The 26356-nt window shown below is 66.6% G+C and carries 28 protein-coding genes; 14 read left to right on the top strand and 14 right to left on the bottom strand.

What is annotated here, in order from left to right; translation table 11 throughout:
- Positions 1-95 precede the first annotated feature (95 nt).
- A complete protein-coding gene (locus tag HLAC_RS07030) occupies positions 96-1265 on the bottom strand; it encodes a BMP family lipoprotein (protein ID WP_015910147.1) in 1170 nt (389 codons plus the stop codon).
- A gap of 224 nt (positions 1266-1489) precedes the next feature.
- Positions 1490-2938: a phosphohexomutase domain-containing protein gene (locus tag HLAC_RS07035; protein ID WP_015910148.1), complete on the bottom strand. Its 1449-nt coding sequence runs from the start codon at positions 2936-2938 to the stop codon at positions 1490-1492.
- Positions 2939-3055: 117 nt separating this feature from the next.
- Here HLAC_RS07035 and HLAC_RS07040 point away from each other — a divergent pair, with 117 nt between their 5' ends.
- On the top strand, positions 3056-3334 hold the full coding sequence (locus HLAC_RS07040) for an acylphosphatase (protein ID WP_015910149.1): 279 nt from the start codon (positions 3056-3058) through the stop codon (positions 3332-3334).
- Positions 3335-3370: 36 nt separating this feature from the next.
- On the opposite strand, the gene HLAC_RS07045 is transcribed toward HLAC_RS07040, so the two are convergent.
- Both HLAC_RS07045 and HLAC_RS07050 read right to left on the bottom strand, forming a co-directional pair.
- Entirely contained in the window at positions 3371-3832 is a 462-nt protein-coding gene (locus tag HLAC_RS07045) for a DUF7960 family protein (RefSeq protein WP_015910150.1), read from the bottom strand.
- A gap of 459 nt (positions 3833-4291) precedes the next feature.
- Positions 4292-4681, bottom strand: coding sequence for a winged helix-turn-helix transcriptional regulator (locus HLAC_RS07050; protein WP_015910151.1), 390 nt, complete (start codon positions 4679-4681; stop codon positions 4292-4294).
- Positions 4682-4750: 69 nt separating this feature from the next.
- Between HLAC_RS07050 and HLAC_RS07055 the strand changes: the two genes are divergently transcribed.
- Positions 4751-5200 carry a DoxX family membrane protein gene (locus HLAC_RS07055; protein ID WP_015910152.1) on the top strand — a complete coding sequence of 150 codons (450 nt, stop codon included), beginning with the start codon at positions 4751-4753 and terminating at the stop codon, positions 5198-5200.
- A 97-nt stretch (positions 5201-5297) separates the two neighbouring features.
- A complete protein-coding gene (locus HLAC_RS07060; RefSeq protein WP_015910153.1) occupies positions 5298-5780 on the top strand; it encodes a VOC family protein in 483 nt (160 codons plus the stop codon).
- A gap of 26 nt (positions 5781-5806) precedes the next feature.
- Here the strand turns inward: HLAC_RS07060 and HLAC_RS07065 are convergent, their stop codons facing one another.
- Positions 5807-6334, bottom strand: coding sequence for an SRPBCC family protein (locus HLAC_RS07065; RefSeq protein ID WP_237583049.1), 528 nt, complete (start codon positions 6332-6334; stop codon positions 5807-5809).
- Between the two features lie 169 nt (positions 6335-6503).
- Here HLAC_RS07065 and HLAC_RS19810 point away from each other — a divergent pair, with 169 nt between their 5' ends.
- The 6 genes from HLAC_RS19810 to HLAC_RS07090 all read left to right on the top strand — a co-directional run bounded on the left by HLAC_RS19810 (position 6504) and on the right by HLAC_RS07090 (position 12538).
- Positions 6504-6626 carry a DUF7989 family protein gene (locus HLAC_RS19810; RefSeq protein ID WP_272931215.1) on the top strand — a complete coding sequence of 41 codons (123 nt, stop codon included), beginning with the start codon at positions 6504-6506 and terminating at the stop codon, positions 6624-6626.
- Positions 6627-6758: 132 nt separating this feature from the next.
- A complete protein-coding gene (locus HLAC_RS07070) occupies positions 6759-7274 on the top strand; it encodes a CNNM domain-containing protein (RefSeq protein WP_015910155.1) in 516 nt (171 codons plus the stop codon).
- 115 nt (positions 7275-7389) lie between these two features.
- Positions 7390-8454 carry a succinylglutamate desuccinylase/aspartoacylase family protein gene (locus HLAC_RS07075; protein WP_015910156.1) on the top strand — a complete coding sequence of 355 codons (1065 nt, stop codon included), beginning with the start codon at positions 7390-7392 and terminating at the stop codon, positions 8452-8454.
- Between the two features lie 88 nt (positions 8455-8542).
- On the top strand, positions 8543-9541 hold the full coding sequence (locus HLAC_RS07080) for an ABC transporter ATP-binding protein (RefSeq protein WP_015910157.1): 999 nt from the start codon (positions 8543-8545) through the stop codon (positions 9539-9541).
- Positions 9538-11490 (top strand): ABC transporter permease family protein, encoded by a 1953-nt coding sequence (locus tag HLAC_RS07085; RefSeq protein WP_015910158.1) that lies wholly within the window; start codon positions 9538-9540, stop codon positions 11488-11490. Before HLAC_RS07080 ends, HLAC_RS07085 begins: the two co-directional genes overlap by 4 nt.
- On the top strand, positions 11483-12538 hold the full coding sequence (locus HLAC_RS07090) for an ABC transporter permease (RefSeq protein ID WP_015910159.1): 1056 nt from the start codon (positions 11483-11485) through the stop codon (positions 12536-12538). Before HLAC_RS07085 ends, HLAC_RS07090 begins: the two co-directional genes overlap by 8 nt.
- 325 nt (positions 12539-12863) lie before the next feature.
- Here the strand turns inward: HLAC_RS07090 and HLAC_RS07095 are convergent, their stop codons facing one another.
- Positions 12864-13205: a 2Fe-2S iron-sulfur cluster-binding protein gene (locus HLAC_RS07095; RefSeq protein WP_015910160.1), complete on the bottom strand. Its 342-nt coding sequence runs from the start codon at positions 13203-13205 to the stop codon at positions 12864-12866.
- 166 nt (positions 13206-13371) lie between these two features.
- On the opposite strand from HLAC_RS07095, the gene HLAC_RS07100 reads away from it, so the two are divergent.
- The 5 genes from HLAC_RS07100 to HLAC_RS07120 all read left to right on the top strand — a co-directional run bounded on the left by HLAC_RS07100 (position 13372) and on the right by HLAC_RS07120 (position 15893).
- Positions 13372-13614 carry an antitoxin VapB family protein gene (locus tag HLAC_RS07100; protein ID WP_015910162.1) on the top strand — a complete coding sequence of 81 codons (243 nt, stop codon included), beginning with the start codon at positions 13372-13374 and terminating at the stop codon, positions 13612-13614.
- Entirely contained in the window at positions 13611-14003 is a 393-nt protein-coding gene (locus tag HLAC_RS07105) for a PIN domain-containing protein (RefSeq protein ID WP_015910163.1), read from the top strand. The genes HLAC_RS07100 and HLAC_RS07105 overlap by 4 nt, the downstream gene beginning before the upstream one ends.
- Before the next feature lie 72 nt (positions 14004-14075).
- Entirely contained in the window at positions 14076-15074 is a 999-nt protein-coding gene (mvaD, locus tag HLAC_RS07110; protein ID WP_015910164.1) for a phosphomevalonate decarboxylase MvaD, read from the top strand.
- Positions 15075-15197: 123 nt separating this feature from the next.
- Positions 15198-15560 (top strand): MarR family transcriptional regulator, encoded by a 363-nt coding sequence (locus tag HLAC_RS07115; protein ID WP_015910165.1) that lies wholly within the window; start codon positions 15198-15200, stop codon positions 15558-15560.
- Positions 15561-15629: 69 nt separating this feature from the next.
- Positions 15630-15893 carry a hypothetical protein gene (locus HLAC_RS07120; protein ID WP_015910166.1) on the top strand — a complete coding sequence of 88 codons (264 nt, stop codon included), beginning with the start codon at positions 15630-15632 and terminating at the stop codon, positions 15891-15893.
- 37 nt (positions 15894-15930) lie between these two features.
- Here the strand turns inward: HLAC_RS07120 and HLAC_RS07125 are convergent, their stop codons facing one another.
- From HLAC_RS07125 to HLAC_RS07160, 8 genes are all read right to left on the bottom strand, one after another.
- Positions 15931-17475 (bottom strand): cryptochrome/photolyase family protein, encoded by a 1545-nt coding sequence (locus tag HLAC_RS07125; RefSeq protein WP_015910167.1) that lies wholly within the window; start codon positions 17473-17475, stop codon positions 15931-15933.
- A gap of 40 nt (positions 17476-17515) precedes the next feature.
- Entirely contained in the window at positions 17516-19939 is a 2424-nt protein-coding gene (locus HLAC_RS07130) for a DEAD/DEAH box helicase (protein ID WP_015910168.1), read from the bottom strand.
- Positions 19940-20601: 662 nt separating this feature from the next.
- Positions 20602-21270, bottom strand: coding sequence for a GNAT family N-acetyltransferase (locus HLAC_RS07135; RefSeq protein ID WP_015910169.1), 669 nt, complete (start codon positions 21268-21270; stop codon positions 20602-20604).
- 112 nt (positions 21271-21382) lie between these two features.
- Positions 21383-22438, bottom strand: coding sequence for a PAS domain-containing sensor histidine kinase (locus HLAC_RS07140; protein ID WP_015910170.1), 1056 nt, complete (start codon positions 22436-22438; stop codon positions 21383-21385).
- 193 nt (positions 22439-22631) lie between these two features.
- A complete protein-coding gene (locus HLAC_RS07145; protein ID WP_015910171.1) occupies positions 22632-23420 on the bottom strand; it encodes a mechanosensitive ion channel family protein in 789 nt (262 codons plus the stop codon).
- Positions 23421-23425: 5 nt separating this feature from the next.
- Complete coding sequence (dacZ, locus tag HLAC_RS07150; protein ID WP_015910172.1) at positions 23426-24235, bottom strand: diadenylate cyclase DacZ; 810 nt, start codon at positions 24233-24235, stop codon at positions 23426-23428.
- 145 nt (positions 24236-24380) lie between these two features.
- The gene (locus HLAC_RS07155) at positions 24381-25316 is read right to left on the bottom strand and encodes a mechanosensitive ion channel family protein (RefSeq protein WP_015910173.1); all 936 of its coding nucleotides are present in this window, start codon (positions 25314-25316) and stop codon (positions 24381-24383) included.
- A 2-nt stretch (positions 25317-25318) separates the two neighbouring features.
- Positions 25319-26296 (bottom strand): DUF7972 family membrane protein, encoded by a 978-nt coding sequence (locus HLAC_RS07160; protein ID WP_015910174.1) that lies wholly within the window; start codon positions 26294-26296, stop codon positions 25319-25321.
- Between the last annotated feature and the right edge of the window lie 60 nt (positions 26297-26356).

The raw sequence follows: 26356 nt of genomic DNA on the forward strand, positions 1-26356 counted from the left end.
ACTGTCGTTTGATCAACCAGAGCGTTGAAAAAGTCGTGTTCTTGGTGGTCGGTTCGAACACCCCGCGATCGGGATTCGTCGCCGCCGTATCGCGCTTAGTCGCTCGTGGTCTCCGGCACGTCGATGTTTCCGGCGATGATCTCGTCGCGCGCGTCGGAGACGGCGGACACGATATCGTCGGGCACTTCGCCGCCGATCTGGTCGCCGTAGACGCACTCGACACCGTTCGACTCCAGCCCGAGCGCGAGCGTCTCACCACCCTGATGGTTGTCGTCGATGATGTTCGAGATCGACTCGTACACCGCGGTGTCGACGCGCTTCACCATCGACGCCAGGATCACGTCCGCGAACGACTCGTTGGAGATCGACTGGTCCTGGTCGACACCGAACGCGAACCGGCCTTCCGCCTGTGCGGCCTGGAACACGCCGACGCCCGTCGCGCCCGAAGCGTGATAGACGATATCCACCCCATTTTGGTACATCGACAGTGCGGCCTCCTGCCCGCCCGAAGGGTCGGCGTAGCTGCCGACGTAGCTCGTGGTAACGTCGACATTGTCGGACGCGTAGTCGACGCCGGCCTCGAAGCCGGCTTGGAACCGGCGGATGACCGGGCTGTCGACGCCGCCGACGAACCCAACGGTCGTCGAGTCGGGATCGGTCGATCCCGCGCCCGCGGAGAACTCCGTCTCGGTCAGGCGTCCGGCGAGCACGCCCATCAGGAACGAGCCCTCTTGCTCACGGAACAAGTAGTTCGCGACGTTCGGCTCGTCGACCACGGTGTCGACGATCATGAAGTCCTGATCGGGGTACTGGGGTGCAGTCTCGGTGAGCGCGTCCCCCTGGTTGAACCCGATACAGGAGACCAGATCGTATTCTGGATCCGTCGAACTCGCGTACAGCTGCTGGAACTGCCCGAACTCGCCGGCACCGTCCGGCTCCGACTCGTCGTACTCAATACCGAACTCCTCTTCGGCCTGGAGAATTCCCTGCTGGGCCGCGTCGTTGAACGAGTTGTCGCCGAGGCCGCCGTCGGAATAGACGATGCCGACCGTCGCCGGCACGTCGTCTCCGTCGGACCCGTCCTCGCCGTCCGATCCGTCGCTCCCGTCCGAGCCGTCAGACCCGTCGTCTCCGTCGGAGCTGTCGTTACCGTCGGAGCCGTCGGACCCGTCGCCGCTCGGTCCGCCACTACAGCCGGCGAGGCCGACGAGGCCCGCCGCGCTTGCTGCCTTGAGGAACCGCCGCCGATCGAAGTCGGATGCCATGTCACCTACAACGGGGCGGGTACGCGGCATAAATTCGTCGCTCTCTCCGTCTCGGTGTTGCACGTTTACGTGATACCGCGGAAAAACCGTCGCCTATTCGTCGCGATCGGTTGGGAACGTACACATGTTCATGCTGTATTAAGAACAATCAGGCGGAAATCGGGGAACGTACGGCTCGTCCTCGACAGCACCGGACGGCTACTCGCCGTCGCCGAACAGCGGCGCTACTCGGCGTCAGCGACCGCGGCCACCACGTCCTCGACGACTGCCTCGACATCCGCGATCAGCTCATCGACCTCGTCGCTTTCGGCGTATATCCGCACGTACGGCTCCGTGCCGGACGGTCGCACGAGAGTCCACGACGCGTCCGGGAACTCCAATCGGACCCCGTGGTCGGTGTCGACGGTCGCGTCGGGGAAGGCATCCGGCAGAGTCGATCCCAATCGGTCCATCACCCCGGGCTTGGCCTCGTCCGGGCAGTCGATGCTGACCTTGCGGTACGGGCGCTCCGTGATCGGCTCGCGGAGCGCGTCGAGTCCCGACTCGGCGACGAGCCGGGCGATCACGGCCGCCGATGCGACGCCGTCGATCCACTCACCGAAGCCGACGTGAATGTGCTTCCACGGCTCCGCGGCGAAGACGACGCGGGTGTCGTCGCCGGGGGCGCTCTCCGCCCGCACCGCCGCGATCCCCTCATGGAGCGCGCCGAGGCGGACGCGTTCGACCCGCCCGCCGGCCTCGCGGACGCGCTCGTCGATCCGGCCCGAGGCGTTCGGGGTCGTCACGACCACCGGGTCGGCGGCGTCGCTCTCGCGGGTGTACCGCTCGGCGAGCAGCGCGAGGACGGTGTCCTCGTGGACCACGTCGCCGTCGGCGTCGATGATCACGATACGGTCCGAGTCGCCGTCGTGGCCGATCCCGAAGGCGAACCCCTCGGCGTCGATCTCGGCGCCGGGGCGTCCGGGAGCGGCCACCCCCTCGTTGGCGTCGGCGATGAACGCCCGGAGGTCACGCAGGCTCTCGGGGGTCGGCTTGCTCCCGCGCCCGGGGAAGTGGCCGTCGATGTTCCCGTTGAGTGTAACGACCTCGGCGCCCAGCTCTCGCAGGACAGTCGGCGTCGCGGGCGCGGACATCCCGTTCCCGCAGTCGACCGCGATCCGGAGGCCGTCGAGATCGTCCCCGAACCCCTCCGCGTACGCGCGGACCGCGTCGAGGTAGCCGTCGAGGGTGTCGACGCGCTCCGTCTCGGTCCACTCGTCCCACGCCGCCGGGGGCTCCTCGCCCGCGACGCGTTCCTCGACGGCGCGCTCGGCCTCCCGGTCGAACTCGCTGCCGTCTCGGAACAGCTTGATCCCGTTGTCGGTCGGCGGGTTGTGCGAGGCCGTGAGCATCACGCCGTACCGTCCCTGCGAGGCGTGCGCGAGCGCCGGGGTCGGGAGCCGCCCGGCGCGGAGCACCCGGACGCCCCCGGACGCGAGGCCCGACTCCATCGCGGCCGCGATCGCCGGACCCGTCACGCGTCCGTCACGCGCGAGGACGACCTCGTCGGGTCTCGTCCCCTCTTCAGCCGCTCGTACTTCAGCCGCGACGGCGCGGCCGACGGCCAACGCGAGCTCCGGTGTCACTCGCGTTTCGGCGCTACCGCGGATCCCCGCGGTTCCGAACAAGTCCATATTTCCGGTGTCGGCCGGCGTTCGTTAGAAGTCGTCGGTTGCGGGTCGCCGTCGGCATCGCTCTCCTACGACGGCCCCCCGCGGTTTTTAACTCGGCGGCGGACGCAGCCACCACCGATGACCGACCGAACGCGAGCACACGTGTACGTCTCGGGACGCGTGCAGGGCGTCTACTATCGCGCGACGACCCGCGACACCGCCCGGGGGAGGGGCATCGACGGCTGGGTCCGCAACCTCGACGACGGGCGCGTCGAGGCCGTCTTCGAGGGACCGGAGGACGCGGTCCGCGAGATGGTCGCGTGGTGCGAGATGGGGAGTTCGGCGGCCGATGTCGACGGCGTTGACGCGACGTACGAGGAGCCGGAGGGACTGGACGGGTTCGAAGTGCGGTGGTAGGCTGTAGTTTATAAACGCCCGCCGCGCGACAGCGCGCTACGGCGCGACCGGATCGCCCGGCGAGTCCCGCACGCCGAGTTCCTCCAGCGCGCGCAACACCACGATCGCTTCGACCACGTCGCGCTCCTCGGTGTAGGCGTCGTCGACCGCGTCGAGGGTCGTCTCCGCCTCGGCGACCAGACGGGACTCCAGTTCCGTCTGATCCGTCTCGGCCTTCGTCGCCGACAGCAGCGCCTCGTGGTCTTCGCGGAGGTCGAGCGAGACGTGTGCCGCGTTACACCGCGAGAGCGGGTGTGTGTCCATCTCGATCGCCAGATCGCTCACGAGAGCCCAGTCGTCGGCGCAAAACCGGAGCGTCACCGCCCCGACCACGTCTCGCCACGCGATCGGCCCGCCGTTTGCCATCAGCCGGAGCGCCCGCGGCGGTACCGCGATCCGGGTGTGGGTGTCGTCGCGGCCGCACAGGCAACAGGGGGTGTTCTTCAGTCCGGCGTACACGCTGATCGATACGGGTCGGAGGGTGGTGTGCGTTTCGCCGTTGAGGCACCTACGAGTGAGGCTCGCAGACGGCGACGCAGTGTATAAGCAGGCGTGAACGGCGACGTCAATCACTTATAAATGAACAGTGCGGTGGCGCGCGCCGGTGAGCGCCCCTCGGGCGCGAACCGCGCGTGCGAGGGACGCCGCGAGCGCAGCGAGCGGCGAGGCTGGGGAGGTGTGAGGTGCGGTTGCATGCTGTGCGGGTGGGACTCAAAGGGGCAAGCCGGGAGGGCGATGGTGGCCGACGTAAGCACCGCAGGGAGCGAGCAACGCGAGCGACCGAAGCGCGCAGCAAGCCGCGCGAGTCGTCGCGGCTGGGGCTTTGGAGGTGTTCACCGCGTCGTCAACGACTTATAAACAGACGGCCACAGAGCCAAGCTTCACTTATAATCGATCGACCATCCCGTAGCTCAGTTCCTACCCGCTGCACTCGGCGAGCCACTCGTGGGCCCACTCGTCGATCTCCTCGAAGACGGGCGCGAGCGACTCGCCCTTCGGCGTGAGGCTGTAGTACGTCGCGACGGGCGAGTCTTCCTCCAGTCGGCGGTCGACGAAGTCGGTCTCTTGGAGGTCGTCGAGCACGCGCGAGAGCGTCCGGGCGTTCGCGTCGGTCTCGCGTTTCAGCTCGTTGAATCGGGACTCGCCGTTCAACAGCTCGTGGAGGACGACGAGCCGCCAGCGCGAGCCGATCTGTTCGAGCGAGTCGACCACCGGACACGGCGTCTCCGGGGTCGAAGACGTGTCCGTTTCGGGCTCTGATTCGGCCGTTTTCGCCGGTTCTGAGCCGGCGAGATCCTGCGATGACATCGAGGTTACCTGCTTACCCTATTGTCCGGGAATCGATAAATAGGTTACGTCCGTATATGTGGTTACACGATGTCAGCTGAACTCACAACGATACCGCTCCAATTCGACTCCCCCTTCGCGGGCGAACTGTTCCTGCTCGGCCGACTGCTCTTCGGCGTCACGCTCGCATTCATGGGTCTGAACCACTTCATGGACGTCGACACCATGGCCGGCTACGCCGAGTTCAAGGGGCTCCCGGCGCCGCGCTTCTCGGTGATCGCCTCCGGGCTCGTTCTGGTTCTCGGCGGGCTCGGCGTCGCAGCCGGTGCGTTCCCGGTCCTCGCGGCCGGCGCCCTCGCCGCCTTCCTGCTCATCTCGGCCGTGACGATGCACGACTTCTGGTCGATCGACGACCCGGAGGAGAGGCAGAGCGAGATGACGAGCTTCCTCAAGAACGTCTACGGTGCCGGCGCCGCGCTCGCGCTGCTGGCCGTCGGCGGCACCGCGTGGCCGTACGCGCTCGGTCTCGGGCTGTTCTGAGCCGGCCGCAATCGTTCTGAACGACGCGCGTGCGGTTTGACCGTTTTTGTAGCTGCCAGCACGACTAACTGACTCCGCGATCACCTGCCACACAATCATGACCGACGCCCCGCCCACCACCGGACTGCACCACGTGACGAACATCTGCACCGACATGGACGAGACCGTCGCGTTCTACGAGGACGCGCTCGGCTGGTACACGGTCAAGCGGACGCAGAACTACGACGATCCGGGGACGCCCCACTACTACTTCTCCTCGACGCCGACCGGCGAGCCGGGGACTACCGTCACCTACTTCGAGTACCCGGGCTCGCAGGGGGCGCCCGGCCCGGGGGCGAGCCATCACTTCGCGTTCGGCGTCGAAGACGAGGAGACGCTCCGCGAGTGGCGAGACCACCTCCGCGAGCAGGGGGTGCGCGTCTCCGAGGTGAAAGACCGCACCTACTTCAAGAGCATCTACTTCAGCGACCCCGACGGGCTCGTCTTCGAGCTGGCGACGGAGGGCCCGGGGTTCACCCGCGACGAGGAGGAGCCCGGCAGTGAGGAGATCGACCCGTTCGAGGAAGGGTACGAGAAGTAAGCGGTTTGCAGAACGAACGAGAGTCGTCAGGCGTCGGTATCGGTATTGTCGTCGGCGTCGGTATCGGTATTGTCGTCGGCGTCGGTATCGGTGAAATCGTCGATGGCGATGGCGACCGATCGCTCTCCCGACCGCTCCTCGACCAGCGCCGCGAACCGGTCGAGCGCGCGCCGACAGACGGTAACGTACCAGGCTGCGACGATCGGTACCTCGACGACAACGCGGCTACGGTCGGACTCGCCGGCGTAGCTGTCGACGCGGTGGCCGGTCGCAGGGATCCCGGCGATCCGCCAGTCCCAGCGTCGCCCGTTGCACGCGGTCACGCGGAACGGGAGCCACGCGCCGCCGACGCGGACCCGCCCCGTCGTTCCGGTCGTCACGTACCGATCGCCGCTTTCGACTGCGTCGATAGCCGGCCCCCAGTCGGGCCACGTGTGGGTGTCGCGGAGCGCCTCGGCGGCGACCGCCGGCGCGACCGCGACATCGCGACCCACGGCGAGCGTCGCTCCCTCGCGGACGACCGTCGACGCCGATTCGGCGCCACACCCTCCGATATCGAAACATGCGTCCGATTCGTCGCCGAAACGAGACCGATAAGTCACGATCCGTTCAACGGTCCCGTTGCAGTTAAGCCAACATATATTAATTCCTTATATGGTATCAGGACTCATTATCTCTTTCCACGAAGGGTTAATACGGGGATCCTCGCTACCCTGCTCCAAGATGGCAAACGATCGCGACACCATGAAAGACGTCTCACACAGGGCACCGAACGACACCTCGGCGAAAGGAGTCTGGGAACGAGGACGAGGACCCGTCGCAGAAGAGGAAGAAGAAGAGGAGTAGCGCGAATTCGATTTCTGAATACTGGCGAAGTCACTGACACCGTTTCATCGCCGAAGCGGGAGCGGAGCGTGTCCGCTTCGATCGCGGGCGTCCGGCCGACACCCTCTTTGATTTCGTTTTTGAATATGTCGTATGGTCGGAGTCACACTCGGGTTAGCCGGGATCGTAACGGTGACGGTGTTACTGGCGCTCAGCGCGTTCTTCTCGAGTTCGGAGACCGCGATCTTCTCGCTGCCGGCGGAGTGGTTCGAGCGGCAGGCCGCCACGGACGATCCCCGAGCGCAGGTCCTGAAGGAGCTCTACGACGACCCCCACCGGCTGCTGGTGACGCTGCTCGTCGGGAACAACGTCGTCAACATCGCGATATCGAGTATCGTGACCGTTCTGGTTGCCAGTTACCTCCCCTCCGGTGCCGCGGTCGCGGTGGCGACCGTGTGTACGAGCTTTCTCGTCCTCGTGTTCGGCGAGATCGTCCCCAAGGCGTTCGGCCTCGGAAACGCCGAGCGGTGGTCGCTGCGGATCGCATCCCCGATCCGACTGGTCGAGCGCGTCCTCTCGCCGCTCATCACGTTGTTCGACGGGATCACCCGTCGGATGAACGCGTACATCAGCGGCGACGCGAATATCGAGAAGCCGTACACGGATTGACGCGGACGGAACCGTCGAGATCGTTCGACCGACCGCTCGACGGTCGAACTACCGAAACCGGCGTGCGGCTCCCGGCGGTCCGAGGGGTTTTGTCCCCGTGCCGTGACCCCCGGACATGAGCGACGCAGTTCCCGACCCGAAGCCGTTCCGGTACGACGCCGAGGTCGAGCCCGGTGAGAAGCGACGGATTCGGTACGAGATCGGCGAGACGTATCTCGGCGACCCGATCGAGATACCGGTGACGATCATCAACGGCGAGGCCGGCGGGCCGACCCTGTTCCTGAGCGCCGGGATCCACGGGGACGAGCTCAACGGGGTCAAAGTCGTTCAAGAAGTCGCCGACCGGTACTCGCCCGGAGACCTCCACGGAACGCTGGTCTGTCTCCACGTGTGTAACGTCCCCGCCTACGAGGCACAGCGGCGCGACACCCCCATCTACGACCAGGACATGAACCGGTCGTTCCCGGGGAAGGAGCGCTCGAACACCACCGAGCGAATGGCCAACCGCATCTATCGACGATTCGTCGCGCAGTGCGATCTCGGCCTCGACTTCCACACGTCGACCCAGAATCGGACGACGATCTACCACGCCCGGGCCGACCTCGACAACCCCGAAGTCCGGCGACTCGCGCGGGCGTACGCGACGAACGTGGTGCTGTACGGATCCGGCGACGAGGGGTCGCTCCGGTCGACGGCGACCGCGGACGGGATCCCGACCGTCACGGTCGAGATGGGGCGCGCACACCGGTTCCAGCCGGTGCTCATCGAGAAGGCGTTGGAGGGGGTCGAGAGCGTCCTCGCCGAGTACGAGCTCACGCCCGGCGAGGCGGTCCACTGGCCGGGGTGGTTCCAGTCGACCGCCGCCGACAGCACAAAGCGGTGGCTCCGCGCCGACACCGGCGGACTCGTCGAGATGGAGTGGGGCCCCTACCCGCTCGTCTACGAGGGCGAGACGATCTGCACCATCACGAACCACTTCAAAACGGAGGAGCACGCGATCGAGGCCCCCTTCGACGGGCTGATCGTCGGGTCGCTGGAGAACCCGGTCGCCGCCCCCGGGCACCCGCTCTGTCACGTGGTCAAACTCGACGCGGAGACGCGCCGGGAGATCGAACGCGAGATCGATAACGGGGAGTTCGACGGCTATCGCGCCCACGGCGACGCCTGGGCCGACGACTAACGAGTCCGAAATACATCCCACCCGCCGCGTTCTCGCGGGTGATAGCCGCGGGCGTGGCTTTAACCCGCCCGACGGTGGAGCCGAGCGCATGATCGAAGTGGAGGGGCTGCGGAAGACGTACGGCGACTTCGCGGCCGTCGTCGACAGCACCTTCTCCGTCGCGGAAGGCGAGGTGTTCGGCATCGTCGGCCCGAACGGCGCCGGGAAGACGACGACGCTGAAGGTGCTCGCCGGGCTCGTCGACCCCAGCGACGGCGAGGTCGAGGTCGCCGGCTTCGCCTCGGACGACCCGGAGATGCGCCGGCAGTTGGGGTTTCTCCCCGAGGAGTCGCCCCTCTACGAGGAGATGACGCCGCTGTCGTATCTGCGCTTCTTCGCCGACCTGTACGACGTGCCGCGAAAGGCCGCGAACGAGCGGATCGAGGCCGCGCTCGACCGACTCGAACTGGACCACCGTGAGCGCCGCCTCGGCGACATGTCGAAGGGGATGAAACGCAAGGTCGCCATCGCCCGGTCGCTGGTCAACGACCCCGACGTGCTCGTGTACGACGAGCCGGCCTCGGGGCTCGATCCGGTGACGACGAACTCCGTGCTTGAGTTCACCCGCGAGCTGCGTTCGACCGGAAAGACCGTCGTGTTCTCCGCGCACAACCTCTATCACGTCGAATCCGTCTGCGATCGCGTCGCGGTGATGGACGAGGGCCGGATCGTCGCCCGCGGCAGCGTCGACGGGATCCGCGAGCGACACGGCGAGACGACCTACCGCGTGTTCACCGACGTGTCTCCGGCCCGAACCGACGCGCTGGCAGATATCTTCGACGACATCGACGCCGCGATCGAGGAAGTCGGCGACCGGTTCCGCACGACTGTCCCGACGATGGACGCGGTCGCGGCGGTTCGCGAAGCCGCCGCCGCGGCGGGCGGCGAGGTCGTCGACATCCGCACGCGAGAGCCGAGCTTGGAGGACGTGTTCCTCGACATCGTCGGGCGGCCGATGCCGGGGCGGTACACCGGGGGCGGTGGGGACGCAGCGTCGACTGCGGAGACAGAGACGGATCGGTTGACGGAATCGGAGGAGGCCGAGTGACCGACCGAAGCGACCGAGTTCGGCACCGTATTCGGGGCGCACAGCGTCGCCTTCGCCGGATCCTCCGCGTCGCTCGCTGGGAGACGGTTCGGGCGAGCGGCGGCGTCGACCGGCGGACCCTGCTCGCGGCGCTCGCGCTCCTACTCGTCGCCGGCGGCGTCCTCGGCGGCGGGCTCGCGGCCGGCGTCGTCGGGCTCGACGTCGACCGCGACGTGTACCGGGTCGCCGTCGACGGCGACTCCCCGTACGCGGATGCGGTCGAGGCCGAGCCGTCACTCACAGCGGTCCCTCTCGGGAGCGCCGCGCTCGGCGACACGGCCGACCTTGTCGTGTTTGACGGCAGGCAGAGTGGGTCGATCGAGACCGTTGCCGTTCGCGCCAGCGACACGCGGAAGGGCGAGGCCGCGGCCGCCGAGTTCCGGGAGGCAGTCAAGGCGCACAACGAGCGACTGATGGCGGCCGAGGAGAATCGGACCGCCGCGTTCCCGATCACCGTCACGCTCCAGTACATCGGCCGGACCAGCGGGCTCGACGACGGCTCGACGCTCGGCGGGGACGGCTCCGAGAGTGACGGCGGCTCCGGACGCGCCAGTGGCGACGATTCGGGCGACGCGAGCGGAGGTACCGACGGCGGGCTCACCGGCGGCGACACCGCGAGCGAGGGCAGCGGGGGCGACGATGGAGATAACGGCGGATTCGCCGTCCCCTCGGTTGGCGGCGCGGCGTTCGGCGCCGACACGGTCGGGTCGCCGGGGTCGATCTCGCCGCCCTTCCCGTTCGTCTCGCTCCTCCTCGCGTTCGTCTTTCTCGTGCCGATGAACTTCCTCATCCAGGCGTACGGCTCGTCGGTCCTCGACGAGCGGACGAACCGGCGCGGGGAGCCCCTGCTCGTCACGCCGCTCTCGCCGGTCGACATCGTCGCGGGGAAGACGCTCCCGTACGTCGCGGTCGCGGCGCTCGTCACGACGCTCATCGCAGTCGCCGTCGGCGGCGGGGCGCTCTCGGTGATCGCCGTGCTTCCGGTGGCGTTGACCTTCCTCGCGGCCACGTTCGTCGGCGCGATGTTCGCGCGGTCGTTCAAGGAGCTCACCTTCGTCACGGTCGGCGTGAGCGTCCTCCTCACGACGTACGCGTTCGTGCCAGCGATCTTCACGAACGTCACGCCCGTGGCGCTGGTGTCGCCGCTCACGCTGGTCGTCTTCGATCTGCAGGGCGAGGCGGTGGGAATCGGCGAAATCCTCTTCTCGACCGGCCCGATGGCGGTGGGGGCGGCGCTCCTGTTCGGGCTCGGGCTCGGGGTCTACCGCGAGGAGGACATGTTAACCCAGAAGCCGGTCGGGCGGAAGTTCCTCGATGCGCTGGCGGTGCGACTCTCGGGTATTGGGAAGCCGAACTCGGGCGGCAGGTCGCCGCGAGAACGACTCCGTGCGCTCGCGCCGATCGCGTTCCTCACGGCCTGCACGATCCCCTTCGTGTTCGTCGCGGAGCTGCTGGCCGTCGCGCTACTCTTCGCACTGCCGGTGACCGTGTCGATCCCCGTGCTCTTGGTGACAATCGCGTTCATCGAGGAACTTGCCAAGAGCATCCACCTCTACGCCGGGTTCGAGCGCGGCGCCTTCGCCCGGACCGATCGGGTCGCCGTCGCGGTCGGGACCGCCTCCGCGGTCGGCTTCTTCCTCGCGGAGAAGGCCACCGCGGTCGTGCAGGCGGTCGGGCTCACGGAGCTGTACGTCGGCCGCGCCGCGTTCGGGAGCGTGGCGGGGATGGAGGGGCTCCCGCCGATCGCCATTGTGGGGTTGTTCTTCGCGCCCCTCCTGCTTCACGGGTTCGCGACGACCGTCGCCGCAGTGGGCGCGAGCCGGAGCCGGACGTACTACGTCCTGACGCTGGCGCTGGCGACGCTGCTTCACGCGGCGTACAACTTCGGGGTGGTGCGCCTCTATGCGTAACCGGGACAGCCGGCTGACGATCGCCGGGCGAGAGCTGTCGGGGTTGCGCGCGGAGAAGACGATCCTGCTCGCGATCGCGATCCAGCTGTTCATCGCCGCGTTCTCGTCGTTCCTCGTGGTCGGGCTCGTCTCGATGTACGACCCCGGATCGCTCGGCGGTGCAGAGGTCGAGGTGGCGGGCGCCGGCGACGCCGTGACCGACCTCGAACGCGCCGCGAGCGAGGTCGGCGGGGCCTCGGTCACGCGCTACGAGGACGCCGGGGCGGCGCGGCTCGCCTTCGACCGTAACGCCGCCGACGCGGTGGTGGTCGCGAACCGGAACGACAACGGCGGGATCTCGGTGACGGTCACCGCCCCGGACGCCACGGTTGAGACCACCGTGATCGTCGTCCAGCTCCGCGATCTGCTCCAGACCTACGAGCGACAGGAGCGTGCGGACCGGGTCGCGTTCCTGAGCGAGTCGCCGCTCCCGCTGCCCGAGCGCACCGGGACCAGTCCGTACTTCACGTTCACTTACACCGTGTTGATCCCGGTACTCGTCTTCCTCCCGGTCTTCATCTCGGGGTCGCTCGTGGTCGACTCGATCACCGAGGAGATCGACGAGGGCACCTTCGAGTTGCTCCGCGTCGCCCCCGTCACGCTCGGCGAGATCGTCGACGGGAAGGCGCTGGCGGCGGTCGCGATCGCCCCCGGACAGGCGCTCCTGTGGCTCCTCCTCCTCCGCGTGAACGGGACGCCGGTCGCGAACGTCCCCTCGATCCTCGTCCTCATGACCGCCCTCACCACGCTGGTCGTCGCGCTCGCGATCGCTATCTCCGCACTCGCACCCGATCGACGCGCGGCGCAGTTCCTCTACTCGATCGGCGTGCTGGTCCTTTTCGGTGGCGCCACGGCGATGGCCGGCGGGCCCGCGAACGCGGTCGCTCGGCTCGCGATCGACAGCGCCGACGTGACGACGACCGCGCTGGTGGTCGCCTACGTCGGTATCGCCGGGGTCGCGTATGTCGGGGTTCGGACCCTCGTCGCGGAGAACGGGTTCGAGAACTGAGCGACGATCGCTTATAAATGGTGTGCGGTGGCGTGCGCCGGTGAGCGCCCGGAGGGCGCGAACCGCCCGCGCGAGGGACGCCGCGAGCGACGCGGGCGACCGAAGGGGAGCCCCGAGCGAGCGGCGAGGCTGGGGAGGTGTGAGGCTGCGGTTGCGAGGCGGTCGGGGTGGAACTCAAAGGAGCACAGCGAGTCGCGCGAGTCGCCGCGGCTGGGGCTTTGGAGGTGTGTATCGCCGATCCGACGTCAACAATTTATAAACGCTCGGCCAACTCGCCACGCATCGCGTTCCGCTTAAAAAGGCTCAACCGATCACACGCCACGTCTCAGTCGTCGTCTGCCGCCGCCCCGTCAACGTCACTCGCGTCGGTCGCCGCGTCGTCCTCGATGCTCGGCGGGTACTTGCCGCGATCGAGCTTCAGATCGGACTGCGGGCGCGCCATGCAGGTGAGTGCGTACTCCTCGGCCTCCTCGTCGGTGAGCCCGCGGGCCGCCGGCTGGGTCACCTCGCCTTCGACGATCTCCGCGGAGCAGGCGAGACACATCCCGACGCGGCAGGAGTACTCCTGAGCGATCCCCTCCTCGATGCAGGGCTGGAGGATCGTCTCTGTGTCGGCCACCTCGATCGTCTCACCGGTGCCGACGAACTCGACGGTGTACTCGGTCATAGCGCGGAGTACCGGCCGACCCGTCAAAAAGGGTTCCCCTCGATCGCGTCGCCGTCGCGGGGACGGAAGGGGGTGAGGGAGACGTAGAAAGAGGCGGAGCGAACTGCGTGGACGGCCGGCGTCGGCGCTGACATTTATAAATAAATACACGTAACTGTGTACTGTGATGTCGACGAAAACGATCTCGCTCGACGAGGAGGCCTATGAGCGGCTCAAATCGCACAAGCGGGAGGGTGAGTCGTTTTCCGACGTGGTCAAGCGGATCGCCGGCGAGCGGTCGTGGACGGAAGTCGCGGGGATCCTTTCAGAGGACGAAGCCGACGAACTCGAATCCCTCGTCGAGGAGGGGCGGTCCCGTTCCCGCGATCGGCGCGAACGCCTCGATGCGGACGTGCGGAGCGACGAATGATCGAGGACACGACGTTCATCATCGACGTTCTACACGACGATCGGGACGCGATTCAATATCTCGACCTCATTGAACGAGAGAATCGACCGGAAAAGGTCTCTTCAATAACGGTGCTCGAACTGTACGAAGCGGTCCCGCAGTTGAACGCTCCAGAGGAGCGTCGACAGGCGATCCTCGACGTACTCGACACGTGCCACGCGGTCGTCGCCGACGAGACCGTGATGCGAAAGGCCGGAAAGATTTCTGGCTCGCTTCGCGCCCGTGATGAGGAGATCGACAGGGAAGACTGCATCATCGGAGCGACCGCGTTGTTGAACGACGAGCCTGTCGTGACTCGTAATCACGACCACTTCGAGCGCATCGACGGTCTCGACGTCGAGACGTACTGAGCGTTCGACGGCAACATCGGTTTTCTCCCGCCCATCGCAACGACTAATCCCCCGCCGGACGCTTCCCGAGGTATGACCGAGAAGGCCACCGCGCGAGCCCACCCGATTCAGGGCCTCGTCAAGTACCACGGGATGCGCGACCCCGAACTCCGACTGCCGTACCACGACAGCATCAGCCTCTGTACCGCCCCGACCGCGACGACGACCACCGTCGAGTGGCAGCCCGACGCGAGCGAGGACGTATACGTCATCGGCGACGAGGAGGTCGACGGACGCGCCGCGGAACGCATCGATATGGTCGTCGAGCACGTCCGCGAACTGGCCGGCGTCGACGCCGCGGTCCGGCTGGAAAGCGAGAACTCCTTCCCGTCGAACATCGGCTTCGGCTCGTCGTCGTCCGGGTTCGCGGCCGCCGCGCTCGCGCTCACCGAGGCCGCTGGCCTCGACCTCACTTTACCGGATATCTCCACCGTCGCCCGTCGCGGCTCCTCCTCCGCGGCCCGTTCGGTGACCGGCGCGTACTCCCGGCTCGACGCCGGGCTCAACGACGAGGACTGCCGCTCGCACCGACTCGACGTGGGCGTGGGCGACGACGGCTTCGACCCGGAAGAGGACCTCCGGATCGTCGCCGCTCACGTCCCGGCTTATAAGGAGACGGAAGAGGCGCACCGCGAGGCCGCCGCGAGCCACATGATGCAGGCGCGGACCGCCCACGTGCAAGACCAGCTCGTCGAGATGACCGACGCCCTCCGAGAGGGCGACTTCGACCGGATCTGCGGGACGGCCGAGCACGATTCCCTCTCCCTGACGGCCACCACGATGACCGGCCCCGCGGGGTGGGTGTACTGGCAGCCGGAGACGATCGCCGTGTTCAACGCGGTCCGCGAACTCCGCGAGGAGGGCGTTCCCGTCTACTTCTCGACCGATACGGGCGCCTCAGTGTACGTCAACACGCTGGCCGGCCACGCCGAGGAAGTCGAAGAGCGGATCGCCGAGATCGGTATCGACACCGACATCTGGGAGGTCGGCGGTCCGGCGCACCTGCTCGACGAGAACGAGGCGCTGTTTTAAACGGGATCGGCGTCACGGAAATCGGATCTGCGCCACGAGACGCCGTCCTGCAGCGAGCGCACCACTCTGGTACCCTGTCGACCCCAAACGGCTAATACATTCGATACAAACAGTACACCCGAGATGCCCATCAGCGCCGATCGGTTCGACTCGATGCGCGATCCGGACGACGGCCCCACACCGGGAACGAACGCCCACGAGGTTCTCTCGTTCCTCGAAGACCACGCGGACGAGGCGTTCACACAGAGCGAGATCGCGGACGCGACGGGGATCGCGAAGGGGTCCGTCGGACCGACCCTCGCTCGGCTCCACGAGGGCGGGCGGGTCGACCACAAAGGGATATACTGGCGGATCAGCGACCACGTTCGGAGCCTCGATGCCACCGGAGCCCACGCAGGGGTGACCGCCGCGAGCCGCGAGGACGAGCAGCCGACGTACGACGACTGGCAGGAACACGCGGTCGACCCGCGCACCGATCGTGAGTGACCCGTATCGGAAGGGCGACGTGTTCTGGGCGCCGGATCCGTTCAAACGCGGGACGAACCCCGACTCTGGTTGATCCTCGCCGCGCAGAATCTCCCGTATCCCGGCGAGGAGTACGTCTGTGCCGCGCTCACGACGAGCGATCTCCCCGCGAACTACGAGGTCGGTGACGAGTGGGAGACGGGACAGAATCCGGACAAAACCTCGTACTGTTCGCCGTGGGTGGTCGGGACGATCAAACACCGAGCGGTGGCGAATCCGCAGGGTCGGATCTCACGGGAGTTCACCGACCGAATGGTCGAGCAGTGCCGAACGTTCTTGATCGACGGCGAGTGATCGGCGCCCGCGTCGACCACGTCAACCACGGCGATTCCTACTCGTCCGGATCCTCGCCACGCGCCCGCTTATACATCGCTAACGCCTCTTCGCGCCGCTCCGAGTGATCGACGATCGGCGCGGGGTAGTTGGGCGCCGCGTTCGCGCGCTGCGTGGGCGACAGCTCGTGCCACTCGTGGATGAGGTCGGCGTCGAGCCCCCGAAGCTCGGGAACGTATCTCTTGATGTACTCGGCGTCGGGATCGTACCGCTCTCCCTGCGTCATCGGGTTGAAGATGCGGAAGTAGGGCTGTGCGTCGGTCCCCGTCGAGGCCGCCCACTGCCACCCGCCGCTGTCGTTGGCGGTGTCGTGGTCGGCCAGTGTCTCGCGGAAGTAGTCGTAGCCGTGGCGCCAGTCGGCGAGCAGGTCCTTCGTGAGGAAGGAGGCGACGATCATCCGCACGCGGTTGTGCATGAACGCCTCCTCACGGAGCTGGCGCATCCCGGCGTCGACGATTGGGTACCCCGTCTCGCCACGCTTCCACGCCGCGATCTCGTCGGGGTCGTCGCGCCACGCGATTCCCTCCTCGTACTCCTTGTAGTTCTCGGTGACGACCTCGGGGTTGTGGTACAGCACCTGCGTGTAGAACTCCCGCCACGCGAGCTGTTTCTGATACTCCTCGACGGCGGCGACGGGCCCCTCGTCGTCGCCGTCCTCATGGTCACCGCCCTCGTCTCGCTCCCCGGTCTTTTCCTCCGCCATCGCCATCGCGTCTTTCGTCGCCTCGTACGCCTCTCGCACCCCTATCTCGCCGTACTTCAGGAACGCGGACATGCGCGAGGTCGCCTCTCGCGCCGGGTAGTCGCGCTCGGCGTCGTACGAGAACACCGCCTCCGAGAGGAAGTCGTCGAGCCGATCGCGGGCCGCCTCGGTGCCGGCGGGACCGACATCCGCTTCGGGCTCTGCGAACCCCAAATCGGCGGGCGCAGGCAGGTCGCCGACGGCGACGCGGTCGATCGCGGCACCACCGTCGGTCTCGGCGCCGCCATCGGTCCCCACTGCTGCCGTCAGATCGCCGGCGTCAACGAGATCGCCCGCATCGGGCGTCGGCGCCGGCGGATCGGCCACGCGGTCGGTCCATTTCTTCCAGTAGTACGAATACACCGAGTACGGGTCGCCGGCGTTGGTCCGGATCGACTCCGGGGTGTGTAACACCGCGTCGTGGAGTACCTCGCGGTCGATTCCGGCGTCGTTGAGCGCCGTCCGCACGCCCGCGTCGCGCTCGCGAGCGAGCCCCGAGTAGTCCCGGTTCCAGACGACGCGCTCGGCGTCGAGCGCGGCGGCCAGTTCGGGGAGGACGGTCTCGGGGGCGCCGCGGGCGACGAGGAGGTCGCTGCCGCGGTCGCGATAGTCGTCCCGCAGCGCCGCGAGTCCGTCGAGCAGGCGACGGACCCGCACATCGCTCGCGTGGTCGAGCACGTCCGGGTCGAAGACGAATACGGGCGCGGCCGGTCCCCGGCCGTCGTCGCGCGTCCCCGTCGCCGCCGCGAGCCCGACGTTGTCGGCGACTCTGAGGTCCCGTCGGTGCCAGAACAGCTCCATGGGTTCGGCACGGGTGCGAGGACCGTGAAAGCACCGGGTGTCACTCGTCCGTCGTCAGCGCCTCCAACAGCCGCACGGCCGGCGCCTTCGCCAGCGGCTCGTTGGCGTTGCCGCAGTGAGGTGACTGGACGCAGGCCGGACAGCCGCCCTCGCAGTCGCAGGTGTCGATGAGCCGGGCCGTGCGGGCCATCAGCTCCTCGATCCGCTCGTGGCCGCGGCGCGTGAGCCCGACGCCGCCGGGGTGGCCGTCGTACACGAACACCGCGGGGGCGTCGGTGTGCGGGTGGTACGGCGTCGAGATGCCCCCGATATCGGCGCGGTCACACAGCAGGTGGAAGGGGAACAGCGAGATGATACCGTGTTCGGCCGCGTGGATCCCGCCGTTGAAGGCGTGCTCACCGCCCGACAGACCTTCGCCGCCGTCGGTCACCGCCTCCGTGTCGTCGGCGTCGGCCGCCTCGTTCGTGCCGTCAGCGTCGGCGTCACGGGCCCCGAGCGCGCGCATCTCGGACTCGATGTCCCCCGGAACCGGGAAGTACAGCGCCTTCGTCCGCAGCGTCGTCTCCGGGAGATCCAGCACTGACTCCCCGAGCGACTCGCCGGTCGCCGTGTCTTTCCGGACGAACCCCGTGATCTGCTCCGTGACGGTCACGTCCGCGAATCGGACCGGCACGTCCGGGCGGGCCGACAGCTCGCGTTCGCCGAGATCCGCGTTCACGACGATGTCCTTCTCGGTGAGCGGCTGGGTGTAGTAATCGGCCCACGACGACTGCAGTTCGGCCACATCGCGGTCGAGGTCGAGATTCGTGACCTCGTAAGTTCGGCCCTGCTGGTGGTAGATCGCTCCCGGGTGCGCGTCGCGGAGCGCGTCCCCGAACCCGAGCGAGGCGACCGTCTCGTTGCGCGAGGAGTCGATCAGGTCGATCTCGCGGTCCCCGGCGGTCCGGAGGCTCACGGCCTGCTGCGGGCTCGACGACCCGGCGTGTGTCCACCGGATCCCGTCGGCGACCTCCCGCCTATCCAAAATTCCCTCGTCGGTCAGGTCCGCGACGACGCCCGGGAACGTCTCGCCGAAGAACCGCTCGTCGGCGGGCGAGAGCCAGCTCTCGTCGGCCGCACAAGCGACATGTCCTGGAAGCAGCTGCCCGTTCTCGGGGTCGCAGATCGCGTCCTCCGGCGGCGCCTCGAAGAAATCGCTCGGGTTGCGCATCAGGTACTGATCAAGCTGGTCTTCGCCGCCGACCATCACCACGAGCGCCGGGTCGTCGCCGCGGCCCGCCCGCCCCGCGCGCTGATACGCCGACATCCGCGTGCCGGGGTAGCCGTCCAAAATCACGGCGTCGAGCCCGCCCACGTCGACGCCGAGTTCGAGGGCGCTCGTCGACCAGACACCCCGGAGGTCGCCGGAATGGAGGTCCGCCTCGATCTCGCGGCGCCGATCGTCGTTCAAGGCCGCCTGATACGCGCCGACCTTCCCCGCGAGCCCGCGCTCGCCCCGCTCTCGGAGGTCGCTCGCGCTGTCGGTCGCGTACTGCTCCGCGGTCTGTCTGGCCCGCGTGAACGCCAGCGTCTGCGCGCCCGCCGTCACGAGGTCGACGAAGAGCCGTTTGCTCTCCGTGTGGCTCGACTTCCGACGGCCGCTCCCGCGCTCCTGCCAGTCGTCGTCGTACTCCGGCGGGTTCCACAGCACCCAGTCGCGCGGCCCGCGACCCGAGGTGTCCTCGTCGACGAGCGTGATCCCGGTGGGATCGCGGCCGGTCACGGTTGCGACGTGCTCGACGGGATTGTTAATCGTCGCCGAGCAGCAGACGAACTGCGGGCTCGACCCGAACCGCTCGCAGGTCCGCGCGAGCCGGCGCAGGGTCATGGCGACCTGCGAGCCGAACACCCCGCGGTAGCTGTGCACCTCGTCGATCACGACGTACTCCAGCGACGAGAAGAACCAGTCCCACAGGCGCCCGGCGTACGGCAGCAGCGCGTAGTGAAGCATGTCCGGGTTCGACAGCAACACGGTCGGCTCCCGGTCGCGCACGTCCCGCTTCTCGCCCCGCGAGAGCCGACCGGTGTACGATTCGACCGAGACGCCGCTTCCGAAGCCGAGCCCGTGAGCTAGCTCCGACAGCGACTCCTCTTGGTCCGCGATCAGCGCGTTCTGGGGGCCGACGTAGAGGGTCCGTCCCCCGTGGTCCATCGCGGCCTCGAAGGCGGGCACGGTGTACGCGAGCGACTTCCCGCTCGCGGTCTCGGTGGCGAGTACGGCGTCGTCGCCGTCGCGGACCGCCTCGATCGCCTCGACCTGGTGCCGGTAGAGGCGGTCGATCCCGTCTTTCGCGAGCGCGTCGGCCATCCGGGGGGCAAGATCGACGTCGCGGTACGCCGGCTCGCGGGCGGGCAGACGGCGGTGCTCCGCGATCTGTCCCTCGTAGAACGGTCGGTTCCGCAGCCACTCGATGGCGTCCTCCACGGCTACGGTATCGTGGGGTCCGCCGGGCGTAATCGTTGCGGTCGGGGCGGTACGTGTTCGGGAGGAGCCTCCGTGCGCCCGTAATTCGATCATTCGGCTCTGTCGAGATCCTCTCTTCAGACGTATTCTTGTCTGAAACAGCTGGTCACTGGACGATACGTATTGACCGATAGCGGGAGTGAGTGTTGCAGTTCGCCGGTGTCGACACGATATTTAAATGATTGTGAGCGACGACGACGATCGCTTATAAATGACGGTGCGGTCGGCGCGTCCCGGTGAGCGGCCTTGCGGGCCGCGAACCGACGGTGCGAGGGAGTCGCGAGCGAAGCGAGCGACGAGGCTGGGGAGGCGTGAGGCTGTGCGGTCGGGCGGGACTCAAAGGGGCAGCCGCGAGGGCGGCGCAGGCGTTCACGAGAGCGGAGCTCTCGTGAGCCAATCAGAACGCTTCGCGTTCTGATGACGATGGAAGCACCGCAGCGAGCAGCGCGAGCGAGGAGCGCACCGAGCAGCGCGAGTCGTCGCTGCTGGGGCTTTGGAGGTGTTCACCGTTCTGTCTGAGACTTATAAACACCCGACAGCAACACCACTCGATCACTTATAAACAACCGATCAACCAAACTGACACACCTACTCTCGCTATCGGTCACCAGGGTCGGCTACCGCTAGTCGTCGGCGCCGGCGACTCGCACCCCGTCGAATTCGATCGGAAGCGGCTCCCGCGGGAGCGACTCGGCCGTCCCCTCGCGGGCGAGCGGCGGCCAGCGCACCTCGGTCGCGATCGGGTCGTCGAGGTCGAGGGTCATCCGGAGGTCCCCCCTGCGGTCGGCGAGTTCGAAGCCGACCGTCCGGTAGACGCTCCGTGCGACCCGGTTCCCGCTCTCGACGTGGAGTTCGAGCCCCTCGCGGTCTCCGGCGTCGGCGTCGGCGATAACGTGTCGGCAGAGCTCCGTTCCCACGCCGCGCCCCTGCATCTCGGGGTGGACGAAGACCGCGAGTTCGGGGCGAGCCGCGTCGGTCGGCGTGTACATGGCGTGACCGAAGGGCTCGCCGTTCCGCTCGGCGACGACGTTGCTCCCGTCGGCGAGCATCGTCTCGAGCCAGTCGGCCCTGCGGCTCCGGGTCACCGGCGGGAGCCCCTGCGCGCGGTCCGCCGTCCCGAAGCCCTCGTACATCTCCGCGAGGGCCGCGGCGTCCTCGCTGACTCCGGGCCGGATCGTCCACCGAGCCCCCTGCTTGTCCACGAAGCGCGGACAGCGCGGCGGACAGTGGACCGTGCCCTCGCACTCGCTGCCGTCCCATCCGTCGCAGGCGTCGGTGGCGTCGTGGCTCATGTGCGGTCATCCGTCGCCCGCAGTGATATATCGTGATAGGTGCTCCCACGGCGTGGGAACGGCGGAGGGGAGCGACCGCGGGAGACACGGGTGGCGACCGCCAGAGGACCGGCTACTCGTCGCCGGACGGCGGCTCGGCGGCCTTCGGAAGCGAGATCGAGACGACGTTCCCGCGCGGCGTGTTCTCCTCGAAAACGAGCTCGCCGCCGAGGGATTCGACGCACCACAGTATCACCCACAGGCCGACCCCCGTACCGTGATACGTGCTGCTGGTTTCCACGTCTTGCTTGAGCACTTCGACCTCCGTGTCCGGGATCGGCGGCCCGTCGTCAGCGACGCGGACCACGCCGTGACCGTCCCTGTCGCCGCTCTCGACCGACACCGTCACCGACGGCGTCTCTCGGTCGTTGTGCTCGACCGCGTTCCGAACGGCGTGTTCGATCGCGTAGCGGATCCCCTTATCGGCGATGACCCAGACGGACTCCGGCGCGATCACCGAGAAACTCGCGTTCGGATGTGTCTCTCGTGCGTCGGCGACGAGCGAGCGAGCGACCGCCCGGAGATCGGTCTGCGAGCGCTCCGTTGCGTCGGGTTCGGCGATCTCTTCGATCTGTTTCACCGAATCGCTCAGCCCGCCCACCTCGGTCGTGATGTCGAGGACCGTCTCGATCTCCTGTTCGATCGTCTCGTCTTCTACCGCCTGCCTAACCCTGTCGGCGTACCCCATGATCACGTTCGTCTTGTTCCGCAGGTTGTGCCGAATGATCCGACTGAGCAGGCGCAGGCGGCGCTCGCGAGCGCGATACTCGGTCACGTCTTGCACCTCGGAGATGACGCACCTATCCCCGTCGATGCAGGTCGAACTGAGGTGGATGCGGACCCACCGGAGCTCCCCGTTCGACCGTTCGATCTGCCAATGGAAGGTCTGCGGCTCGCCGTCCGCGGCGCGCTGGATCAGCCGGTTCGCCTCGTCTTGTGAGAACTTCGTCGACGGCGCCGTGTAGTCCCCGACGCCCATCGTTCGAAGCACGTCCGCCGAGTACCCGTACAGCTCCTCCAAGCGAGCGTTGGCGTCGAGAATCTCGTTCGTGGTCGGGTCGTGGAGATTGATGCCGACATCGAGGTCGTCAAATATCACCGGGAGTCGGGTGCCAGCAGGCTCTCGCATGTCCGCACAGTCGAGATCTCTGGTAAATACAGTTCCGGTTCAAAACGCGTTGAATGTAGTTAAGAATGACTATTATTTAAACACATATAATACAATATCTATTCACTATTACTTGTCTGTCTCGATGTCATGCGACTTCCGTCACCGATAACGAATCGAAGAGGAAGCCCGCGGGTTCAACCGCGGGGAGAGATCACTCCCGAATGAGGACGATCCCGTCGCGGAACACCGAGTGGTTCGGCACCACGTGCTCCTCGCCGTCGGCCTCGATACGGGTGACGAACAGGTCGACCTCCTGGACGATCCCGCGCTCGCCGGCGACTCGCACCTCGTCGCCGATCCCGTACGGCTGTCGGAGGAGGAGGAACACGCCGGCGGCCGCGCTCGCGACGAGGTCCTTCGTTGCCAGCGCGGCGAACAGCACGACTGCGAGCGCGTACGCACCCAACAACACGACCAGCGCGAGCGTCTGCACGCCGACCTGCCCGAGCGCGATCAGGGCGGCGACGTACACGACGCTGTACTTGACGAGCGGCGGCAACACGCCGAGTTCGGGCAGCTTGATCCCGCGGAGGCGCTCGGCAACGAGCAGCTCCGCTTTGTCGCCGACGACGACTCCGACGATGAGGACGACGATGGCGACGAACAGCCGCGGGAGAAACGCGGCGACGCCCGACCAGAACTGTTCGAGGTAGTTGACGTCGGCAACCGTCAAGGCGACGATGACAGCGACGGCGAGGATAAAGTAACTCGACAGTTTCGCTAAGATCCGCACCGTCGACGTGTCGAACTCGTGGGCGGTTCGCTCGAAGGCGGTCCCCTCGATCACCTCCGGCACGCCCGCGCGGGTCAGCAGGCGGCGATTGATCGCGCCCACGACGTACGCCGCGAACAGCCCGAACAGCAGCACGAACAGGGCGAGCCAGATCCGGTCGGGGACAGACGCAACGAACTCGGAGAGGGGTGTCGGTACCGCGGACATCGGGATCAGTACTCCTCCGGATCGATCTCCAGGACGAGTTCTCCCGCCTTAAACGCCCGCACGAGCCCGTCCGACTCGGAGAGGACGATCGCGGTCGCGTTCGTGTCCCGGGTGATCGCGCCGCCCGCCATGTGGCGCGCGCCGAGCCCCTTCGGAATATCGACGCCCTCCGCACCCGGTTCGAGGTAGCGGTACGCGGAGACGATCTTCCCGGAGTCGGAGACGACGAACGCGCCGTCGAGCCGCGAGAACTCCTTGAGCATGACGTTGACAATAGGGTCGCCGACGTGGACGTGCGACTTCTCGAAGGGGTTGTACGACAGCGGGCGGGACTTGTTCATCACCTTTCCCGCGTCGCCGACGACGAACAGCGCGCCCACCGGCTTCCCCTTCTGTCCCTTCTGGCCGAGTTCGATGGCGACCTCGAACACGTCGCGGATCACGCTCGGCTCCGCCCGGGAGTTGACGAACAGGTCGTAGATCCCGGTGTGGACTGTCTCATCGACGGTGACGCGGATCACCGCGTCCGATCCGCCGTCGAAGACGGACGCGATACAGACCACTTCGTCGCCCTCAGAGACGAGCTCGGCGTCCATCGCCCCCTCGATGCCGAACCGGATCCGGTCTTTGACGTTGTCGAACGGGAGGGGAAGTTCGACGAACACCTCGGCGTCGACATCGTTGTCGGGGGCGACGACGACGATCTCCGTGTCGCCGTCCTCGAACCGATTAAAAAACGAGCTGGTCGGCGAGAACAGCAGCACCGCGTCCGCGCCCTCGACGAGATCGGATAGGTGGTCGGTGAGCGAGGCCATTATTTATAGGAACTCTCGGACGACGTATAGTCGTTGTGTCGGCGTCATGCGAGCGTCTGACATCGGAGCGACACGTCTCGAACCACTCGACCGGAGGGGTTCACCGACGCCGCCCCGAATCGTCGATACCGTCCCGAATGACGACTCACCGACGCCGTCCCGAATCGTCGATGCCGACCCGACCAGAGAGTTCGATCTCCGACGTGGGACCGATCGTGATTCCCTCGTTCTCGAATCGGCGCTTGATCCGACGAGCGTACTCCGACTGGACGACGAGGATGTCTTGCCGACCGGGATCTTCGATCCAGTAATGGACGCGAACGGTGACCTCGCCCCCGAGTTCGTCGACATAGACCATCGGGGCCGGGTCTGCGAGAATTGCGTCGGTTGAGGCTGCGACATCCTTGAAGTGTCCTATCGCTTCGTCGATCTCGTCTTCGTAGGCGACCCCGAACTGCTGGACTACCCGATGGTTCCCCCGGCCGAACGGACGGGATATCTCGTTGTTCGTCAGGATCGTGTTCGGGATCGTTACGAGTTCTCCGTTCTGCGTTTCGACGCGCGTGGTTCGAAGGGCGATCGACTGCACGACTCCCTCGCCGTTTGGCCACTCGATGTAGTCGCCGACGTTGAAGTCCGGGTCGAGTACTAAGGCGATACCGCTAACCAGCGAACCGATCACCTCCTGGGCTGCGACGCCGATCGCCAGCGCGATAGCGCTGATGAGGAGTGCGGAGTTGCCGAGTACGGGGCCGTACCCAGCGACGCTTGCACCGACGAGGATGGCGATAACGATGGCAACGATCTGGAAATACCTGAGCAAGGCGTTTCGAAGTGTGGGGTTGTTGTGGTTCCGCTGACGGAGTACCCGTTCGAGAACGGGCTGGATGAAGATCCGGTTGAGTAAGACGACAGCGAGGAGACCGGCGAGGAACCAGCCGAGACGGACGACCACCGGCCAGTACTCGAAGAGCTCCGTGGGACCGACCTCCGGTTCCGGCGTCGTCGCTCGGACAACCGCTGGGGCCGCTGGGAAGACGGACCATCCCCACAGGCGACACGGAGGGGTGTGAGGGAACATAATTACGGAGGAATAAAGGGACCGACCGAGACGGTTTTCCGGGCGACCGTCGCTGCCCTGAGGATATACGACACGAAAAGCGTCAGTGGGACGGTGACAACGCCGATGCCCAGACTGACAACGATGGGAACCGTTGAGGGCGGAATCGAAACGGTATTTTCCCGGTAGATGAGTGTCACTGCGATCGTCGTGACGAACGCGATCAGTCCGGTGTAGACGATCATCCGCGAGAGTTCCGCAAAGTCCTGTTGGAGGGCGATCGTCTTGTAGAACTGACGGACGATGGCGATAGATTCGAGGAGCTCGTCGATCGCCTGCAACTCCGCCTGAACAGCCTCCGAGAACGACTCGGCGTATCCGTTCTGTAGATGTTGGATCGCATTCAGATTCACGGCGTATTCAGGTCCCAGGAGGATGGTGAGCACGGAATCGACCTGGATGTTATCGTCGAGATGCGAGTCGATGTTTTCGCCGTACTCGCCGATGTCGCGAAGCGCGTTCGTCACCTCACTTGGCGGGTCCCAATCGCCGGACTCGTTCATCGCACGGAGGGTTGCGACCCGTTCACTCAGCGTCTGAGCGATGAGTGAGAGAAACGCAGACGGGTCGTTTGGACTCGACGGCTGTCCCGCGAGGGTTGCGACATCCTCATGGAGTTCCCGCGCGCCATCGAGACGATCTGTCAGCGATTTAACCGTCCCAAACACACGTGAGATGACAAGTTGATTTATCGAAAGAGAGATCGTAATTAGCGTTATGACACCGGCGGTAAGACCACTCGAAAAGAGCGAGTCGACAGCGCTGTCTGGCCCCACAGCGAGCATATCGCCCCAGATTAGCGCTCCAATGATTCCGACGATACTCACGGTGATGCCGCTCGCGACAACACGTCGATCACCCTCCATAAGCACCCACTCGACCACACGTTCCCAGGTGGTTTTCTCGTATACGGAACTCTCAGTTCGAATTTCAGGGGTCATAAGTCAGGTTACACAAGCGCGTTGAATCGGCGGTCGGCAGCCGCAAAAAGTAGTCACAGA

The sequence above is a fragment of the Halorubrum lacusprofundi ATCC 49239 genome (genome assembly GCF_000022205.1).
GTDB lineage: Archaea > Halobacteriota > Halobacteria > Halobacteriales > Haloferacaceae > Halorubrum > Halorubrum lacusprofundi.

What these genes read in the sequence shown, in the direction of transcription:
- HLAC_RS07050 (WP_015910151.1), bottom strand. Translation starts at nt 4,681, where the DNA reads ATGTCATCGCAGGATCTCGCCGGCTCAGAACCGGCGAAAACGGCCGAA.
- HLAC_RS07030 (WP_015910147.1), bottom strand. Translation starts at nt 1,265, where the DNA reads ATGGCATCCGACTTCGATCGGCGGCGGTTCCTCAAGGCAGCAAGCGCG.
- HLAC_RS07160 (WP_015910174.1), bottom strand. Translation starts at nt 26,296, where the DNA reads ATGACCCCTGAAATTCGAACTGAGAGTTCCGTATACGAGAAAACCACC.
- HLAC_RS07090 (WP_015910159.1), top strand. Translation starts at nt 11,483, where the DNA reads ATGCGTAACCGGGACAGCCGGCTGACGATCGCCGGGCGAGAGCTGTCG.
- HLAC_RS07070 (WP_015910155.1), top strand. Translation starts at nt 6,759, where the DNA reads ATGGTCGGAGTCACACTCGGGTTAGCCGGGATCGTAACGGTGACGGTG.
- HLAC_RS07075 (WP_015910156.1), top strand. Translation starts at nt 7,390, where the DNA reads ATGAGCGACGCAGTTCCCGACCCGAAGCCGTTCCGGTACGACGCCGAG.
- HLAC_RS07095 (WP_015910160.1), bottom strand. Translation starts at nt 13,205, where the DNA reads ATGACCGAGTACACCGTCGAGTTCGTCGGCACCGGTGAGACGATCGAG.
- HLAC_RS07140 (WP_015910170.1), bottom strand. Translation starts at nt 22,438, where the DNA reads ATGCGAGAGCCTGCTGGCACCCGACTCCCGGTGATATTTGACGACCTC.
- dacZ (WP_015910172.1), bottom strand. Translation starts at nt 24,235, where the DNA reads ATGGCCTCGCTCACCGACCACCTATCCGATCTCGTCGAGGGCGCGGAC.
- mvaD (WP_015910164.1), top strand. Translation starts at nt 14,076, where the DNA reads ATGACCGAGAAGGCCACCGCGCGAGCCCACCCGATTCAGGGCCTCGTC.
- HLAC_RS07105 (WP_015910163.1), top strand. Translation starts at nt 13,611, where the DNA reads ATGATCGAGGACACGACGTTCATCATCGACGTTCTACACGACGATCGG.
- HLAC_RS07145 (WP_015910171.1), bottom strand. Translation starts at nt 23,420, where the DNA reads ATGTCCGCGGTACCGACACCCCTCTCCGAGTTCGTTGCGTCTGTCCCC.
- HLAC_RS07060 (WP_015910153.1), top strand. Translation starts at nt 5,298, where the DNA reads ATGACCGACGCCCCGCCCACCACCGGACTGCACCACGTGACGAACATC.
- HLAC_RS07040 (WP_015910149.1), top strand. Translation starts at nt 3,056, where the DNA reads ATGACCGACCGAACGCGAGCACACGTGTACGTCTCGGGACGCGTGCAG.
- HLAC_RS07100 (WP_015910162.1), top strand. Translation starts at nt 13,372, where the DNA reads ATGTCGACGAAAACGATCTCGCTCGACGAGGAGGCCTATGAGCGGCTC.
- HLAC_RS07125 (WP_015910167.1), bottom strand. Translation starts at nt 17,475, where the DNA reads ATGGAGCTGTTCTGGCACCGACGGGACCTCAGAGTCGCCGACAACGTC.
- HLAC_RS19810 (WP_272931215.1), top strand. Translation starts at nt 6,504, where the DNA reads ATGGCAAACGATCGCGACACCATGAAAGACGTCTCACACAGGGCACCG.
- HLAC_RS07035 (WP_015910148.1), bottom strand. Translation starts at nt 2,938, where the DNA reads ATGGACTTGTTCGGAACCGCGGGGATCCGCGGTAGCGCCGAAACGCGA.
- HLAC_RS07135 (WP_015910169.1), bottom strand. Translation starts at nt 21,270, where the DNA reads ATGAGCCACGACGCCACCGACGCCTGCGACGGATGGGACGGCAGCGAG.
- HLAC_RS07055 (WP_015910152.1), top strand. Translation starts at nt 4,751, where the DNA reads ATGTCAGCTGAACTCACAACGATACCGCTCCAATTCGACTCCCCCTTC.
- HLAC_RS07115 (WP_015910165.1), top strand. Translation starts at nt 15,198, where the DNA reads ATGCCCATCAGCGCCGATCGGTTCGACTCGATGCGCGATCCGGACGAC.
- HLAC_RS07080 (WP_015910157.1), top strand. Translation starts at nt 8,543, where the DNA reads ATGATCGAAGTGGAGGGGCTGCGGAAGACGTACGGCGACTTCGCGGCC.
- HLAC_RS07155 (WP_015910173.1), bottom strand. Translation starts at nt 25,316, where the DNA reads ATGTTCCCTCACACCCCTCCGTGTCGCCTGTGGGGATGGTCCGTCTTC.